At 70.5% G+C, this 15,172-nt stretch carries 13 protein-coding genes and 4 tRNA genes; 10 read left to right on the forward strand and 7 right to left on the reverse strand.

Features of this window, described 5'->3' with window-relative positions:
• Nucleotides 1–4 precede the first annotated feature (4 nt).
• Together purF and purM are read left to right on the forward strand one after the other, a co-directional pair.
• The gene (purF, locus tag ACIQUQ_RS21880; protein WP_403978250.1) at nucleotides 5–1,522 is read left to right on the forward strand and encodes an amidophosphoribosyltransferase; all 1,518 of its coding nucleotides are present in this window, start codon (nucleotides 5–7) and stop codon (nucleotides 1,520–1,522) included.
• A gap of 37 nt (nucleotides 1,523–1,559) precedes the next feature.
• Nucleotides 1,560–2,627: a phosphoribosylformylglycinamidine cyclo-ligase gene (gene purM / locus ACIQUQ_RS21885; protein WP_403978254.1), complete on the forward strand. Its 1,068-nt coding sequence runs from the start codon at nucleotides 1,560–1,562 to the stop codon at nucleotides 2,625–2,627.
• A gap of 91 nt (nucleotides 2,628–2,718) precedes the next feature.
• Here purM and ACIQUQ_RS21890 read toward each other — a convergent pair whose 3' ends face one another.
• A complete protein-coding gene (locus tag ACIQUQ_RS21890) occupies nucleotides 2,719–2,979 on the reverse strand; it encodes a DUF3073 domain-containing protein (protein WP_399944503.1) in 261 nt (86 codons plus the stop codon).
• 294 nt (nucleotides 2,980–3,273) lie between these two features.
• Nucleotides 3,274–4,365 (reverse strand): Leu/Phe/Val dehydrogenase, encoded by a 1,092-nt coding sequence (locus tag ACIQUQ_RS21895; protein WP_403978256.1) that lies wholly within the window; start codon nucleotides 4,363–4,365, stop codon nucleotides 3,274–3,276.
• Nucleotides 4,366–4,531: 166 nt separating this feature from the next.
• Between ACIQUQ_RS21895 and ACIQUQ_RS21900 the strand changes: the two genes are divergently transcribed.
• Together ACIQUQ_RS21900 and bldC are read left to right on the forward strand one after the other, a co-directional pair.
• Nucleotides 4,532–5,386 carry a hypothetical protein gene (locus ACIQUQ_RS21900; protein WP_403978259.1) on the forward strand — a complete coding sequence of 285 codons (855 nt, stop codon included), beginning with the start codon at nucleotides 4,532–4,534 and terminating at the stop codon, nucleotides 5,384–5,386.
• A 497-nt stretch (nucleotides 5,387–5,883) separates the two neighbouring features.
• A complete protein-coding gene (bldC, locus tag ACIQUQ_RS21905) occupies nucleotides 5,884–6,090 on the forward strand; it encodes a developmental transcriptional regulator BldC (protein WP_003949541.1) in 207 nt (68 codons plus the stop codon).
• Nucleotides 6,091–6,592: 502 nt separating this feature from the next.
• Here the strand turns inward: bldC and ACIQUQ_RS21910 are convergent.
• Nucleotides 6,593–6,666, reverse strand: a tRNA-Asp gene (locus ACIQUQ_RS21910).
• A 128-nt stretch (nucleotides 6,667–6,794) separates the two neighbouring features.
• Nucleotides 6,795–10,733, reverse strand: coding sequence for an ATP-dependent RNA helicase HrpA (gene hrpA, locus ACIQUQ_RS21915; RefSeq protein WP_403978261.1), 3,939 nt, complete (start codon nucleotides 10,731–10,733; stop codon nucleotides 6,795–6,797).
• Between the two features lie 121 nt (nucleotides 10,734–10,854).
• Here hrpA and ACIQUQ_RS21920 point away from each other — a divergent pair, with 121 nt between their 5' ends.
• On the forward strand, nucleotides 10,855–11,772 hold the full coding sequence (locus ACIQUQ_RS21920) for a DsbA family protein (protein WP_403978264.1): 918 nt from the start codon (nucleotides 10,855–10,857) through the stop codon (nucleotides 11,770–11,772).
• A gap of 2 nt (nucleotides 11,773–11,774) precedes the next feature.
• Nucleotides 11,775–12,620: a cytochrome c biogenesis CcdA family protein gene (locus tag ACIQUQ_RS21925; RefSeq protein WP_403978267.1), complete on the forward strand. Its 846-nt coding sequence runs from the start codon at nucleotides 11,775–11,777 to the stop codon at nucleotides 12,618–12,620.
• Between the two features lie 99 nt (nucleotides 12,621–12,719).
• Here ACIQUQ_RS21925 and ACIQUQ_RS21930 read toward each other — a convergent pair.
• From ACIQUQ_RS21930 to ACIQUQ_RS21940, 3 genes are all read right to left on the reverse strand, one after another.
• Nucleotides 12,720–12,796 (reverse strand) — tRNA-Phe (locus tag ACIQUQ_RS21930).
• 23 nt (nucleotides 12,797–12,819) lie between these two features.
• Nucleotides 12,820–12,893: transfer RNA gene (locus ACIQUQ_RS21935), tRNA-Asp, on the reverse strand.
• A gap of 37 nt (nucleotides 12,894–12,930) precedes the next feature.
• A tRNA-Glu gene (locus ACIQUQ_RS21940) sits at nucleotides 12,931–13,003 on the reverse strand.
• A gap of 125 nt (nucleotides 13,004–13,128) precedes the next feature.
• Here ACIQUQ_RS21940 and ACIQUQ_RS21945 point away from each other — a divergent pair.
• The 4 genes from ACIQUQ_RS21945 (at nucleotide 13,129) to ACIQUQ_RS21960 (ending at nucleotide 15,045) form a co-directional block, all read left to right on the forward strand.
• Nucleotides 13,129–13,479 (forward strand): metallopeptidase family protein, encoded by a 351-nt coding sequence (locus tag ACIQUQ_RS21945; protein WP_403978269.1) that lies wholly within the window; start codon nucleotides 13,129–13,131, stop codon nucleotides 13,477–13,479.
• The gene (locus tag ACIQUQ_RS21950; RefSeq protein ID WP_403978271.1) at nucleotides 13,476–13,967 is read left to right on the forward strand and encodes a fluoride efflux transporter FluC; all 492 of its coding nucleotides are present in this window, start codon (nucleotides 13,476–13,478) and stop codon (nucleotides 13,965–13,967) included. The genes ACIQUQ_RS21945 and ACIQUQ_RS21950 overlap by 4 nt, the downstream gene beginning before the upstream one ends.
• The gene (gene crcB, locus ACIQUQ_RS21955; RefSeq protein WP_403978274.1) at nucleotides 13,964–14,353 is read left to right on the forward strand and encodes a fluoride efflux transporter CrcB; all 390 of its coding nucleotides are present in this window, start codon (nucleotides 13,964–13,966) and stop codon (nucleotides 14,351–14,353) included. The genes ACIQUQ_RS21950 and crcB overlap by 4 nt, the downstream gene beginning before the upstream one ends.
• A gap of 107 nt (nucleotides 14,354–14,460) precedes the next feature.
• Nucleotides 14,461–15,045 (forward strand): hypothetical protein, encoded by a 585-nt coding sequence (locus tag ACIQUQ_RS21960; RefSeq protein ID WP_403978277.1) that lies wholly within the window; start codon nucleotides 14,461–14,463, stop codon nucleotides 15,043–15,045.
• Nucleotides 15,046–15,172: the final 127 nt, after the last annotated feature.

The raw sequence follows: 15,172 nt of genomic DNA on the forward strand, positions 1-15,172 counted from the left end.
TGTCGTGCCTCGTGGTGATGGACGACTCAACCACGACCTGCTCCCCGGCGAGAAGGGCCCCCAGGACGCTTGCGGCGTCTTCGGTGTCTGGGCTCCGGGTGAAGAGGTCGCCAAGCTCACCTACTTCGGACTGTATGCACTGCAGCACCGTGGACAAGAGTCCGCGGGCATCGCTGTGAGCAACGGTTCCCAGATCCTCGTCTTCAAGGACATGGGCCTCGTGTCCCAGGTCTTCGACGAAACCTCCCTCGGCTCCCTCCAGGGCCATATCGCGGTCGGTCACGCCCGTTACTCGACCACCGGTGCCTCGGTGTGGGAGAACGCGCAGCCCACCTTCCGTGCCACCGCCCACGGCTCCATCGCCCTGGGTCACAACGGCAACCTGGTGAACACCGCCGAGCTGGCCGAGATGGTCGCGGACCTGCCGCGCCAGGACGGCCGCGCCACTCAGGTGGCGGCGACCAACGACACCGACCTGGTCACGGCCCTGCTGGCCGGACAGGTCGACGCCGAAGGCAAGCCGCTGACCATCGAGGAATCCGCGGCCGTGGTCCTGCCCAAGGTCCGCGGAGCCTTCTCCCTCGTCTTCATGGACGAGAACACTCTGTACTGCGCCCGTGACCCGCAGGGCATCCGCCCGCTGGTCCTGGGCCGCCTGGAGCGCGGCTGGGTCGTCGCCTCCGAGACCGCCGCACTCGACATCTGCGGTGCCAGCTTCGTCCGCGAGGTCGAGCCGGGTGAGATCGTCGCCATCGACGAGAACGGTCTCCGTACGTCCCGATTCGCGGAAGCGAAGCCCAAGGGCTGTGTCTTCGAGTACGTGTACCTGGCCCGCCCGGACACGGACATCGCCGGCCGGAACGTGTACCTCTCGCGTGTCGAGATGGGCCGCCGTCTGGCCAAGGAAGCCCCGGTCGACGCCGACCTGGTGATAGCGACGCCGGAGTCGGGCACCCCCGCCGCCGTCGGCTACGCCGAGGCCAGCGGCATTCCGTACGGCTCCGGCCTGGTGAAGAACGCCTACGTGGGCCGAACCTTCATCCAGCCGTCGCAGACCATCCGCCAGCTTGGCATCCGCCTGAAGCTCAACCCGCTCAAGGAAGTCATCCGGGGCAAGCGCCTGGTGGTCGTCGACGACTCGATCGTCCGCGGCAACACCCAGCGCGCGCTCGTGAAGATGCTCCGCGAGGCCGGTGCGGCCGAGGTCCACATCCGGATCTCCTCCCCGCCGGTGAAGTGGCCGTGCTTCTTCGGCATCGACTTCGCCACCCGTGCGGAACTGATCGCCAACGGCATGTCGATCGACGAGATCGGCAAGTCCCTGGGCGCGGACTCCCTCGCGTACATCTCGCTCGACGCGATGATCGAGGCGACCACGATCCAGAAGCCGAACCTCTGCCGCGCCTGCTTCGACGGCGAGTACCCCATGGAGCTGCCCGACCCGGAGCTCCTGGGCAAGCAGCTGCTGGAGACCGAGCTGGCGGGCGGCGCCGACGCCGCCGACGCGCTCCGTCGCCCGTAACCCCTCACGCAGTACGAACACGAAAGTTCTCAACCCCATGTCTGAGACCACCGGTGCCTCCTACGCGTCCGCGGGCGTCGACATCGAAGCGGGCGACCGCGCCGTCGAGCTGATGAAGGAGTGGGTGAAGAAGACGCAGCGCCCCGAGGTCCTCGGCGGCCTCGGCGGATTCGCCGGCCTCTTCGACGCCTCCGCCCTCAAGCGCTACGAGCGCCCGCTGCTCGCCTCGGCCACCGACGGCGTCGGCACCAAGGTCGACATCGCCCGCCAGATGGGCGTGTACGACACCATCGGCCACGACCTGGTCGCGATGGTCATGGACGACATCGTCGTCTGCGGTGCCGAGCCGCTGTTCATGACCGACTACATCTGCGTGGGCAAGGTCCACCCGGAGCGGGTCGCCTCGATCGTCAAGGGCATCGCCGAGGGCTGTGTCCTGGCCGGATGTGCCCTGGTGGGCGGCGAGACCGCCGAGCACCCGGGCCTCCTGGGGCCGGACGACTTCGACGTCGCCGGCGCCGGCACGGGCGTGGTCGAGTACGACCGCCTGCTGGGCGCGGATCGTATCCGTACGGGGGACGCGGTCATCGCGATGGCGTCCTCCGGCCTTCACTCGAACGGGTACTCGCTGGTCCGCCACGTGCTCTTCGACCGGGCCGGCCTGTCCCTGGACCGCGAGGTCCCGGAGTTCGGCCGGACCCTCGGCGAGGAGCTCCTGGAGCCGACGAAGATCTACTCGCTGGACTGCCTGGCGCTCACCCGGACCTCCGAGGTGCACGCGTTCTCGCACATCACCGGCGGTGGCCTGGCCGCGAACCTGGCCCGGGTCATCCCGGACCACCTGCACGCCACGGTCGACCGTTCGACCTGGACGCCGGGCGCGGTCTTCGACCTGGTCGGCAAGGCGGGCCGGGTCGAGCAGCTGGAGCTGGAGAAGACCCTGAACATGGGCGTCGGCATGATGGCCGTCCTGCCCCAGGAGTCGGTGGAGGTCGCCCTGGCGACGCTGGCCGACCGGGGCGTCGACGCCTGGGTCGCCGGTGAGATCGTCGAGCGCGGCGAGCACACCGAGGGCGCGACCCTGACCGGCACCTACGCGAGCTGAGCAGCACGAAAACCCGGTCCGGGGTTCACCCTGGACCGGGTTTGGTGTTGTGGTCCTTGCCGGCGGGGGAACCGCCGGCAGACCGGATGCGTCAAGCGCCGCGACGCTGCGACGACGGGTCGGACTCCTCGTCCTCGTCATCGTCGTTGTACAGATCCGCGTAGCGGGCGTACGGGTCGTCGTCCTCGTCGTCGTCCTCGAACGGCTCGCCGTTAGGCGGCTGGTTCGAAACCGGCTGCGAAGTCGATGCGCCCAGCTCGTTGGCCAGACGCGACAGGTCAGTCCCGCCGCTGTTGTACTTCAGCTGGCGGGCGACCTTCGTCTGCTTGGCCTTGGCCCGGCCGCGCCCCATGGCTCGACCCCCTCGGTGACGGGGCTCGACGGCCCCAGAGTCTTGACACGCGTTCATGATTCGGAACGGACTCCCCGTGGAGAGACCGTGTCCGTAGGGCTTTAACGGTACCTGTTTCCGCGGCCATACGGTACGTCGCCCGCATGACGTGCCTCGGAGCAGTGCCGGCGAGGCGCCCTGTACTCGCTGGTCAGCTGCGATTTTAGCCCCTAATCGCGGGCCGACCCGCCGAAGTGCAGTGAGTCTTGTCTCGCTGCACCCCGGCGGGCCGTACGGTTGCCCGTTTTCCGGCCTTTACGCCGTACGGGCGGCGCGGGCCTCCGCCATGCGCTGCTCGGCGATCCGGTCGGACGCCGCGGCCGGCGGGATGCCGTCGGCCTTCGCGCGAGCAAAGATCTCCAGGGTGGTGTCGAAGATCTTGGTCGCCTGGACCTTGCAGCGGTCGAAGTCGAAGCCGTGCAGCTCGTCCGCCACCTGGATCACGCCGCCGGCGTTGACCACGTAGTCGGGGGCGTACAGGATGCCGCGGTCCTCGAGGTCCTTCTCGATGCCGGGGTGGGCCAGCTGGTTGTTGGCCGCGCCGCAGACGATCTTCGCGGTGAGCACGGGGACCGAGTCGTCGTTCAGGGCGCCGCCCAGCGCGCACGGGGCGTAGATGTCCAGGCCCTCGGTGCGAATCAGGGCGTCGGTGTCGGCGACGGCCGTGACCTGCGGGTGCTTGTCGATGATGCGCTGCACGGACTCCTGGCGGACGTCCGTGATGACGACCTCGGCGCCGTCCTCCAGCAGGTGCTCGACCAGGTAGTGGCCGACCTTGCCGACGCCCACGACGCCGACCTTGCGGCCGCGGAGGGTCGGGTCGCCCCACAGGTGCTGGGCGCTGGCGCGCATGCCCTGGAAGACGCCGTACGCGGTGAGCACGGAGGAGTCGCCGGCGCCGCCGTTCTCGGGGGAGCGGCCGGTCGCCCATCGGGTCTCGCGGGCCACGACGTCCATGTCGGCGACGAAGGTGCCGACGTCGCAGGCGGTCACGTACCGGCCGCCGAGGGACTCGACGAACCGGCCGTAGGCCAGCAGGAGTTCCTCGGTCTTGATGACGTCCGGGTCGCCGATGATCACGGCCTTGCCGCCGCCGAGGCCGAGACCGGCCATGGCGTTCTTGTACGACATGCCGCGCGAGAGGTTCAGCGCGTCGCGGACGGCCTCCTCGTCGGAGGCGTAGGCGTGGAAGCGGGTGCCGCCGAGGGCCGGGCCCAGCGCGGTGGAGTGGATGGCGATGACGGCCTTCAGGCCCGTGGCGCGGTCCTGGCACAGCACGACTTGCTCGTGGCCGCCCTGCTCCGTGCGGAACAGGGTGTGCAGGACGCCGTCGGTCATTTCGGTCACGGTGGTGACTCCCATGGAAGAGATGCGGCGGGGGCCCTCCTGCGGGTGGGGAGGGCGTGTGAGAGCAGCGTAAGTCCAAAGGGGTGCCCCGAAGGGCCCAGTGCCGAGGATCACCCTCTCCCGGAGTACCGGAGTAGCCGGGGCGGGCAGCGGGGAGGAGGTGGGGGTGACCGAATCCTCCGAGCGCAGGGCACCTTCCGCGCGGTCGGCGCTGACCGTCCCGTACGCCTCCTACCTGCGCGTGTACGAGCCCCTCGCGGCCTTCGACGAGCCCGAGCGCAGCCACTGGGCGGAGTACGCCCGGCGCGGCGAGATCCCCACGTACCAGGACGAACTCCGCCGGTGCCTGGCGGACTTGGTGCCGGTGCCGCCGGTCGGCGTGCCGGTGCACGAGAGTCCGGACGCCTTCGTGGAGCGGATCGGCGGGACGCTGCTGGTGTGTCCGTGGCGGACCAGGCTGCGGGGCTGGCTGGCGCTGGAGGAGCTGAGCGAAGAGTTCCCGGCGCCGGTGCTGGACGCGGCGCTGCCCCCGGTGGTGCGGCTCCAGGCGCTCGCGGACTTCGAGCGGTGGCGGGAGCGGCACCCGGACGCGCGGCCGTGGATCAGGTCGGCGGTGTGGCAGGTGCCACTGCGCTGGTTCGTGCTTTTCACGGACGATGAGCGCGAGTACGTTCCCGGGGAGCGGCTGAGGTACCGGGCGCCGATGGTCCAGGGCCGCCGGCGGCTGGCCCTGGCGCTGCGGGTGCTGCGCCGGGCGGAGGGCTACGGACCGCTGGCCGAGGGACTGGTCGACGTCGGGAAGTGGCTGGAGGAGTTCCACCCGCGCTCGATGCTCGAACTGGACTACGGCGGCCTGGTCCACGCCCTGCCGAAGGCGAGGCTGGCGGCCGACCGGTCGGCGGCGGACCTGGCGGCCGGGCTCGCCGCCCTGCGGGACGGTGACGAGCGGACGGCGGAGGAGCGGTACGAGCTGCTGGCCGAGCGCTGGCGCTCGGTTCGGGAACGACTCTTCGCCAACTAGTGACTTCCGCCACGGAATCAGAGATCGTTTACACGCTTCGGGTCCTTGGGTCGGGACCTACGTCCCGATCCGGGCCATTGGCTCAAGCGTGACGGACCGCACTAACCACACCCTTGCGCCGTTCCCCTACCCTCGTGCCAAAATAGGACAAGGAGTCCGGGGAGGGTTCCTTCCGTCCAAGTAAGGGCGGAATGCTCGGTATTGCACTCTATGGGGGGTCGAATGGCTCCCGATCGCTGTGTGACTGATCGTCACTGTGGGGTGACTGTCCGTTATGGGCGGGTCCGGCGTCTTCCGTCTTGGATGAACACCTCAGAGGGCAATTCCATCGGTTTGGCCGACGTGGCTGGACAGATGGTGTAGTTGTAGTGCCGAGGACAAGCCGTTCGTCCTATAACCGACTCGGCCCGCGTATGTCCATTTCGGGCAACGCGGGCCAAGGTGCAGAATTTAGAGGAAAGAACCGAGATGGTTCGGTTCTCCCGAGGAGGCCGCTCATGACCGCTCGCACCCCTGATGCCGAGCCGCTGCTGACCCCGGCTGAGGTTGCCACGATGTTCCGCGTGGACCCGAAGACGGTCACCCGCTGGGCCAAGGCTGGCAAGCTCACGTCCATCCGCACCCTGGGTGGGCACCGCCGTTACCGCGAGGCTGAGGTCCGCGCCCTGCTTGCGGGAATTCCGCAGCAGCGCAGCGAGGCCTGAGTTTCCGCAGCACCCCGTATTGCCGGGTCTTAATCGGGTCCCCCAACCCGATTAACCCACACAGCTCCATACGACGGGACCTGCCCCAACAGGTCCTCAGCCCCTGCTCGGCAGGGTGTGAAGTCGTCAGATCGCGCTGGACTCCGCCGGGTCCAGCGCGATCTTTTTGTGTCCGGCGCCGGCGGCCGTCCTGAGGTGCAATTGCACATATAAAATGGACGGGGTGTAGGGGGGCCATAAATAAGAGGGTTCCGAAAACTCGTCTGGTGACACCTGTCACACTGGTCCACTCTTGTCATCCCGGCAATGCACCCGTAAAGGGACTCCTCGGGTGAGACCGGTCATGCGAACGGGCGACTTTTGGCCCGACCTGTCGGAATTGGTCATTCCACTTTCGGGTGACAGTCAAACCCTGAAACTCGAACACGCGACTGGGGGCGCCTGCGAGGTGCGCGAACACGAAGAAGCCCGCATCCAGGGGATGCGGGCTTCTTCGGTAAGGCGATCCTGACGGGACTTGAACCCGCGACCTCCACCTTGACAGGGTGGCGAGCTAACCAACTGCTCCACAGGACCTCGTTGCTGCCGAATGCTCGGCTGCGAATCAGACTGTACAGCAGTTCCCGGGGTGCGGTCGAACCCGCTTCCCGCAGGCCCCGGCCGGGCTCCGGCCGGGGCGCTGTCGGGGCGCTGTCGGGGCGCGGTCAGGGCGCCGCGGCGTCGATGGCCTTCACGATCCGTTTGTCCGAGACGGGGTACGCCGTGCCGAGCGCGTGGGCGAAGTAGCTCACCCGCAGCTCCTCGATCATCCAGCGGATGTCCAGCACTTCCTGCGGCACCGGGCGCCCCTGCGGCAGCTGTTCCAGCAGCCAGGCGTACTCGTCCTGCATCTCGTGGACCTTCTCCATGCGGGTGGTGTCCCGCTGCACGCCCGTGGGCATCTGCTGGAGGCGCCGGTCCACGGCCACCAGGTAGCGCATCAGGTCCGGCAGCCGTCCGACGCCGGTGAGCGTCACGAAGCCGGCCGGTACGAGCGCCGCCAGCTGCGTCCTGACGTCCTGGACGTTGTTCAGGAGGGCCAGGCTGTTCGTCGCCTTCAGACGGCGCTCACAGGCCTGCCAGGCGGCCAGGATCTGCCTGACCTGGGAGACCGTGCGGACGGTCAGCTCCACGAGGTCGGCACGCACCTTGTCGTAGAGCTTCCGGAAGGACTCCTCGTCCCAGGCCGGGCCCCCGTGGTCGGCGATCAGCCGGTCGGCCGCGGCCGTGGCGCAGTCGTCGAACAGGGCCTGGACGGAGCCGTGCGGGTTCCGGGACAGCGCGAGCTTGTCCTGGTTGCCGAGCCGGTCCGAGGCGAACTTCGCGGGGTTCACCGGAATGTTCAGCATGATCAGCTTCCGGGTGCCCCGCCACATCGCCTGGCGCTGCTCCGCCTCGGTGTCGAAGAGCCGGACCGCGACGGTGTCGCCCTCGTCCACCAGGGCCGGGTACGCCTTGACCGGCTGGCCGGCCCGCCGGGTCTCGAAGACCCTGGTCAGCGTGCCGATCGTCCAGTCCGTCAGCCCGGCCCGCTCCACGGACTCGCCGCCGGAGCGCTCGGCGGTGGCCGCGGCGGCCTTGGAGAGGGCCTGGCGGGCCTTGGGCCGCAGCCTGAGGCGCAGGGCCTCCAGGTCCTTGTCCTCGGCGATCCCGCGGCGCCGCTCGTCGACGATCCGGAAAGTGATCTTGAGGTGGTCCGGGATCCGCGTGAGGTCGAAGTCCTCGGCGGTCACCGGGACGCCCACCATCCGCTGGAGCTCGCGCGCCAGGGTGACCGTCAGCGGCTCCTGCAGCGGGACCGCGGTGTCGAGGAAGCGGCCGGCGAAGTTCGGCGCCGGCACGTAGTGGCGCCGGATCGGCTTGGGCAGCGAGCGGATCAGCTCGGTGACGACCTCCTCGCGCAGGCCCGGGATCTGCCAGTCGAAGCCCTGGTCCGTCACCTGGTTGAGCACCTGGAGCGGAATGTGAACCGTCACGCCGTCCGCGTCCGCGCCCGGCTCGAACTGGTAGGTGACCTTGAACTTGAGGTTCCCCTGGCGCCAGGAGTCGGGATAGTCGTCCTTCGTGACCCCGGCGGCCTTCTCCGTGAGGAGCATCTCCCGTTCGAAATCGAGGAGTTCGGGTTCATCGCGGCGCTTGTGCTTCCACCACGAGTCGAAATGGGCGCCGGATACGACGTGTTCGGGGATGCGCTGCTCGTAGAAATCGAAGAGCGTCTCGTCGTCCACGAGAATGTCGCGACGCCGGGCGCGGTGCTCCAACTCCGCTACTTCCGTGAGGAGTTTGCGGTTGTCGGAGAAGAATTTGTGATGCGTGCGCCAGTCGCCCTCGACGAGCGCGTTGCGGATGAACAGCTCGCGCGAGACCTCGGGGTCGATCTTCCCGTAGTTGATTTTGCGCTGGGCGACGATCGGTACGCCGTACAGCGTCACCCGCTCGTACGCCATGACGGCCGCCTGGTCCTTCTCCCAGTGCGGCTCGCTGTACGTGCGCTTGATCAGGTGCTGTGCGAGGGGCTCGACCCACTCCGGCTCGACCTTGGCGTTGACCCGGGCCCACAGCCGGGAGGTCTCCACCAGCTCCGCCGACATCACGAACTTCGGCTGCTTCTTGAACAGCGCGGAGCCCGGGAAGATCGCGAACTTGGCCGACCGGGCGCCGAGGTACTCGTTCTTGTCGGTGTCCTTGAGGCCGATGTGCGAGAGCAGACCGGCCAGCAGCGAGACGTGGATGTGCTGCTCGGGGGCGTCGGCCTCGTTGAGGTGGATGCCCATGGTCTTGGCGACCGTACGCAGCTGCGAGTAGATGTCCTGCCACTCGCGGATCCGCAGGAAGTTCAGGTACTCCTGCTTGCACATCCGGCGGAACGCGGACGAGCCGCGCTCCTTCTGCTGCTCGCGGACGTACCGCCACAGGTTCAGGAAGGCCAGGAAGTCGCTGGTCTCGTCCTTGAAGCGGGCGTGCTGCTGGTCCGCCTGGGTCTGCTTGTCCGAGGGCCGCTCGCGCGGGTCCTGGATCGACAGGGCGGCCGCGATGACCATGACCTCGCGGACGCAGTTGTTCTTGTCGGCCTCGACGACCATCCGGGCGAGCCGGGGGTCGACCGGCAGCTGGGAGAGCTTCCGGCCGAGCTGGGTGAGCCGCTGCCCCTTGCTCCCCGACTGGGGGCTCTTCTGCGCCGGTTCCAGCGCACCCAGCTCCTGGAGCAGCTGCACGCCGTCGCGGATGTTGCGGTGGTCCGGCGGGTCGATGAAGGGGAACTTCTCGATCTCGCCCAGGCCGGCCGCGGTCATCTGGAGGATGACCGACGCCAGGTTGGTGCGGAGGATCTCGGCGTCCGTGAACTCCGGGCGCGCGTTGAAGTCGTCCTCGGAGTACAGCCGGATGCAGATGCCGTCGGAGGTACGGCCGCAGCGGCCCTTGCGCTGGTTGGCGCTGGCCTGACTGATCCGCTCGATCGGCAGCCGCTGCACCTTCGTGCGGTGGCTGTACCGGGAGATGCGGGCGTTGCCCGGGTCGATCACGTACTTGATGCCCGGCACGGTGAGGGAGGTCTCGGCGACGTTGGTCGCCAGGACGATCCGGCGGCCGGTGTGCTGCTGGAAGACCCGGTGCTGCTCGGCGTGCGAGAGCCGTGCGTACAGGGGGAGCACCTCGGTGAAGCGAAGCTTCAGCTTGTTGAGGGCGTCCGCGGTGTCGCGGATCTCGCGCTCACCCGAGAGGAAGACCAGGATGTCGCCCGGGCCCTCCGCCTGGAGCTCGTCGACGGCGTCGCAGATGGCGGTGATCTGGTCCCGGTCGGACTCCTCGGAGTCCTCCTCCAGGAGCGGGCGGTAGCGCACCTCGACCGGGTACGTACGGCCGCTGACCTCGACGATCGGGGCGTCCCCGAAGTGGCGGGAGAAGCGCTCGGGGTCGATCGTCGCGGAGGTGATCACGACCTTGAGGTCGGGGCGCTTCGGGAGCAGCTGGGCGAGGTAGCCGAGCAGGAAGTCGATGTTGAGGCTGCGCTCGTGGGCCTCGTCGATGATGATCGTGTCGTAGGCGCGCAGCTCGCGGTCCGTCTGGATCTCGGCGAGCAGGATGCCGTCCGTCATCAGCTTCACGAAGGTCGCGTCCGGGTCGACCTGGTCCGTGAACCGGACCTTCCAGCCGACCGTCTCGCCGAGCTCGGTCTTCAGCTCCTCGGCGATCCGCTCCGCGACCGTGCGCGCCGCGATCCGGCGCGGCTGCGTGTGCCCGATCATGCCGCGCAGGCCCCGGCCCAGCTCCATGCAGATCTTGGGGATCTGCGTGGTCTTGCCGGAGCCGGTCTCGCCCGCGACGATCACGACCTGGTGGTCGCGTATCGCCTCGGCGATCTCGTCCTTCTTCTGACTGACCGGGAGCGTCTCCGGATACGTGATCTCCGGCCGCCGCGCGGCACGCGCGGCCACCCGCTCGGCGGCCTTCGCGGCCTCGGCGGCGATCTCGTCGATGACCGCCTGGCGTGCCTCCGGCTTGCGGATGCGCCGCGCGCCCTCGAGACGGCGGCCGAGGCGGTGCGCGTCGCGGAGCGGGAGCTCCGCGAGCAAGGTCTGGAGGGCGGCGAAGGAAGTAGACATACCTGATCGAGGATCTCACCGATGCCCTCCGGGTGGCGAACCCATTTCAGAGGGCGGGACGTACCATTTCGGGACGAGTTCTCCCGTCATCATCCCCTCGCGAAAGGCCCGAGCCCCCCGCATGCCCTCTCCCGCCGCCAAGCCGCTGCTGATCTCCGCCGGGGTCGCGCTCGCCGCCGTCACCCTGGGTCTGGTCTCCTGGCAGGCCACCGAGCGCACGGACGGGTCCGCCGAGGGCCCGGCCACCTCCGCCTCCGCCCCGGCCACCGCGGGCGGCGGCGAGCAGCCCTCGCCCCAGACACGGGAGCTGATGAAGCTGGCGCGCCGGGACCGGGCGGACGGCCTCGCGCAGGGCAGCGTCGCCGCGCCGGTCGTGATGATCGAGTACGCGGACTTCAAGTGCGGGTACTGCGGGAAGTTCGCCCGGGACACCGAGCCCGAGCTGGTCCGCAAGTACGTGCAGGACGGCACCCTGCGCATCGAGTGGCGCAACTACCCGATCTTCGGCGCCGACTCCGAGGCCGCGGCCAAGGCGGCCTGGGCGGCCGGCCGGCAGGGCCGGTTCTGGCAGTTCCACGCGGCGGCCTACGCCGAGGGCAGCAAGGAGAAGGGCTTCGGCGACGCCCGCCTGGTGGAGCTGGCCGAGGAGGCCGGCGTGCCGGACCTGGACCGCTTCTCGGCGGACATGAAGGGCGAGGCCGCCCAGCTGGCGCTGCAGAAGGACCAGGACGAGGCCTACCGCCTCGGGGTGTCCTCCACCCCCTCCTTCCTGATCGGCGGGCACCCGCTCGCGGGCGCCCAGCCGATGGAGGCCTTCGTCCAGGCCATCGAGAAGGCGAAGGCGGAGGCGGCGCGGCAGCCGGCCGTCGGGCAGCAGGAGAACGCCAAGCCGGGCACCGCCGCCCCGGGCACCACCGCTCCCGGCACGCCTGCTCCGGGCACCCCGGCCCCGGGCACGCCTGCTCCGGGCGCCCCGGCCCCGGGGGCCTCCGTCGCGGCGGGCGCCGGTGCGTCCCGTACGCCCGGCGCCGCGGAGTAGCCGTGGAGATCGGCTACCTGGCCGCCTTCCTCGGCGGTCTGCTCGCGCTGCTCTCGCCGTGCAGCGCCCTGCTGCTGCCGGCCTTCTTCGCGTACTCGATCGACTCCGCCTCGCGCCTGCTGGCGCGGACCGGGATCTTCTACGCCGGCCTGGCCACCACCCTCGTGCCGCTGGGCGCCGCGGGCTCGTTCGCCGGGCGGTTCTTCCACGGCCACCGCGACCAGCTCGTCCTCTTCGGCGGCTGGCTGATCATCGCGCTGGGCCTCGCCCAGATCCTCGGCCTCGGTTTCGCCCCGCGCCGCCTGGCGGAGCTGTCGGGCCGGATCCGCCCCACCACCGCCCTGTCCGTGTACGCGCTGGGCGCCGTCTACGGGCTCGCCGGGTTCTGCGCCGGCCCCATCCTGGGCAGCGTCCTGACGGTGGCCGCGGTCAGCGGCAGTCCGGTCTACGGCGGTCTGCTGCTCGCCGTGTACGCGCTCGGGATGGCCGTACCGCTCTTCCTGCTGGCCCTGCTGTGGGAGCGGTTCGACCTCGGGCGGCGGCGCTGGCTGCGCGGGCGGACCCTGTCGGCGGGGCGGTTCCGGCTGCACACCACCTCGCTGCTGTCCGGGCTGTTCTTCATCGTGCTGGGCGCGCTGTTCCTGGCGTACGACGGGGCGAGCGCCCTGCCCGGGCTGCTGGACGTGGACGACTCGTACGCCGTGGAGCAGGGGGTGCGCGGCTTCGCGGACGCGGTGCCGGACTGGGCGCTGCTGGGCGGCGTGGCGGCCGGTGCGCTCGTGGTGGGCCTGGTGCGCTGGCGGCGGGCGGCCCGCGGCGAGGCGGCTGCCGGCAGCCGCGGGGAGTAGCGGCCCGTGCCGGCGGGGAGGAGCCGCCCGTGCTCCGCTCCCCCCTCCGGGGGAGTCCGGGCAACGCGAAAGGCCCCGTCCGAGGACGGGGCCTTCCAATGGTGGCTGGGGCCGGGGTCGAACCGGCGACCTATCGCTTTTCAGGCGATCGCTCGTACCAACTGAGCTACCCAGCCACGAGGACTCTTGCGAGCCTCAGCGATCCTGACGGGACTTGAACCCGCGACCTCCACCTTGACAGGGTGGCGAGCTAACCAACTGCTCCACAGGACCATGTTTGTACGAGATTACTCTCGCACAGGTTACAGCGTGCCCCCAACGGGATTCGAACCCGTGCTACCGCCTTGAAAGGGCGGCGTCCTGGGCCACTAGACGATGAGGGCTAAGGGCCCACCTGGGCGCTTCTCAGCGCGTCGGGGACGTGAGAAGCATATGGGATGGGAGGAGGTATCGCCAAAACGGTTTCCTCCGAGGGGGGAACGGCCGGTCCGCGGGGGAGAATGGCCGGGTGCTGGAGATGACGCGTGAGGAGTTCGAGGAGCTCGTCGCGGAGGCCCTGGACCGGATCCCGCCGGAGCTCACCCGGCTGATGGACAACGTCGCCGTGTTCGTCGAGGACGAGCCGCCGGCCGACGACCCCGAGCTGCTCGGCCTCTACGAGGGCACCCCGCTGACCGACCGCGGCGAGTGGTACGCCGGGGTGCTGCCCGACCGCATCACGATCTACCGGAACCCGACGCTGCGGATCTGCGAGACGCGCGAGGACGTGGTCGAGGAGACCGAGGTGACCGTCGTCCACGAGATCGCCCACCACTTCGGCATCGACGACGAACGGCTGCACGCCCTGGGGTACGGGTGACCCGGCCCGTACCGGGTGCGGAGGCCATCGACCCGGACGTCGACCTGCACGTGCCGGCCCACCGGGCCGAGCGGCGCGGGCCGGTGCTGGCCGCCGTGGCCGCGGGTGGTGCGCTGGGGGCGCTCGCGCGCTACGCGGTGGCGCTCGCCTGGCCCGCCGCGCCGGGGGCCTTCCCCTGGGGGACGTTCGGGGTGAACGTCCTGGGGTGCGGGCTGATCGGGGTGTTGATGGTGCTGGTCGGCGAGGGGGGCCGGCGGGCGCACCCGCTGGTGCGGCCGTTCCTGGGGGTGGGGGTGCTCGGGGGGTTCACCACCTTCTCAACCTATGCCCTGGAGTTCTCGCGGCTGCTGGACGCGGGTGAGGCCGGCACGGCGCTGGCCTACGCGGGGGCGACCCTCGGCGGGGCGCTCGGCGCGGTGTGGCTCGCGGCCTCCGTGACGCGGCTGCTGGTGCGGCGGTGGGCGTCGGCTCCGGCGGTGGGGCCGTGAGCGGCGGGGCCGGGACCTGGGTGCTGGTCGCGGTGGGCGGGGCGGTGGGGGCGCCGCTGCGCTACCTGACGGACCGTGCGGTGCAGTCCAGGCACGATTCGGTGTTCCCCTGGGGGACGTTCACGGTGAACGCCGTGGGGTCGCTGGTGCTGGGGGTGCTGACCGGGGCGGTGCTCGCGGGGCGGGCCGGCGGTGCGCTCCAGGCGCTGCTGGGGACCGGGCTGTGCGGGGCGCTCACGACGTACTCGACGTTCTCGTACGAGACCCTGCGGCTGGCGGAGCGCGGGTGGCGGTTCCTCGCGGCGGCGAACGCGGCGGCTTCGGTGCTGGTGGCGCTGGGCGGCGTACACCTCGGGCTGGAGCTGGCGGAGCAGTTGTCGGCGTGAGGACGGCGCGGGGTGTGGGGGCCGATGTGCGTCCGCACGCGTGTCCCTGACGGGGTGACGGGAGTTGGGCACATTGACCCGCCTGACCCCCGTTCCGGAGGTGCGCCGTGCGCCAGTTCCCCGCTCCCGTACGACTGGTCGTCGCCGCCCTCGCGGTCGCGGCGACCGCGGGCTGCATGAGTGTGAGCGACGACTCGGGCGGACCCGCGCCGAAGTCGTCCGCCGACCGGCGCGAGGCGGCGGCCGAGCCGGACGGCGGTGTCGGGTACGGCCAGGGCGGCCGGGGCCGGGGCGCGGGGCACTCCGGGAAGGGCGGCAAGGAGGCCGACGGGGGCAAGGCCGCCGAGGACGGCAAGGTTCCGGTCGGCGCCACGCCCAGCCCGGGAGCCGGGGCGTCGGCGGGCGCGGGTGCGGGCGCGGCGGGCGGTGCGGGGGTGCCGGGCGGCGCGACCCCGTCGGGCTCGGCCGGGCCCGGGCCCGGAACGGGGAGCCAGGAGCCGGAGCCGGGGGGCGGCAGCGGCGGCGCCGATCCCACCCCGACGGTCGAGACCCCGCCGCCGAGCCCGGACCCGGAGCCGTCCCCCGAGCCCAGCTCGCCCGCGCCGTCGTCCGAGAGCCAGCCCCAGGCGGCCGCGGAACGCTCCGTACCGCTGACGGAACCGGCGGCATCGCCGCAGGTGGGGCCCGCATGAGGCAGATCAAGTTGCCATCAGGGGGGTGAGGTGCGTATGGTTATAGATCGTTTGATCCCATTGCCCGGCGCCGAACCCGAAGAGCGCCGCGTGGCGCGTACTCTCCCTTGCCGTGGCTGACCGCATT

The organism is Streptomyces sp. NPDC101118 (assembly GCF_044759445.1).
GTDB lineage: Bacteria > Actinomycetota > Actinomycetes > Streptomycetales > Streptomycetaceae > Streptomyces.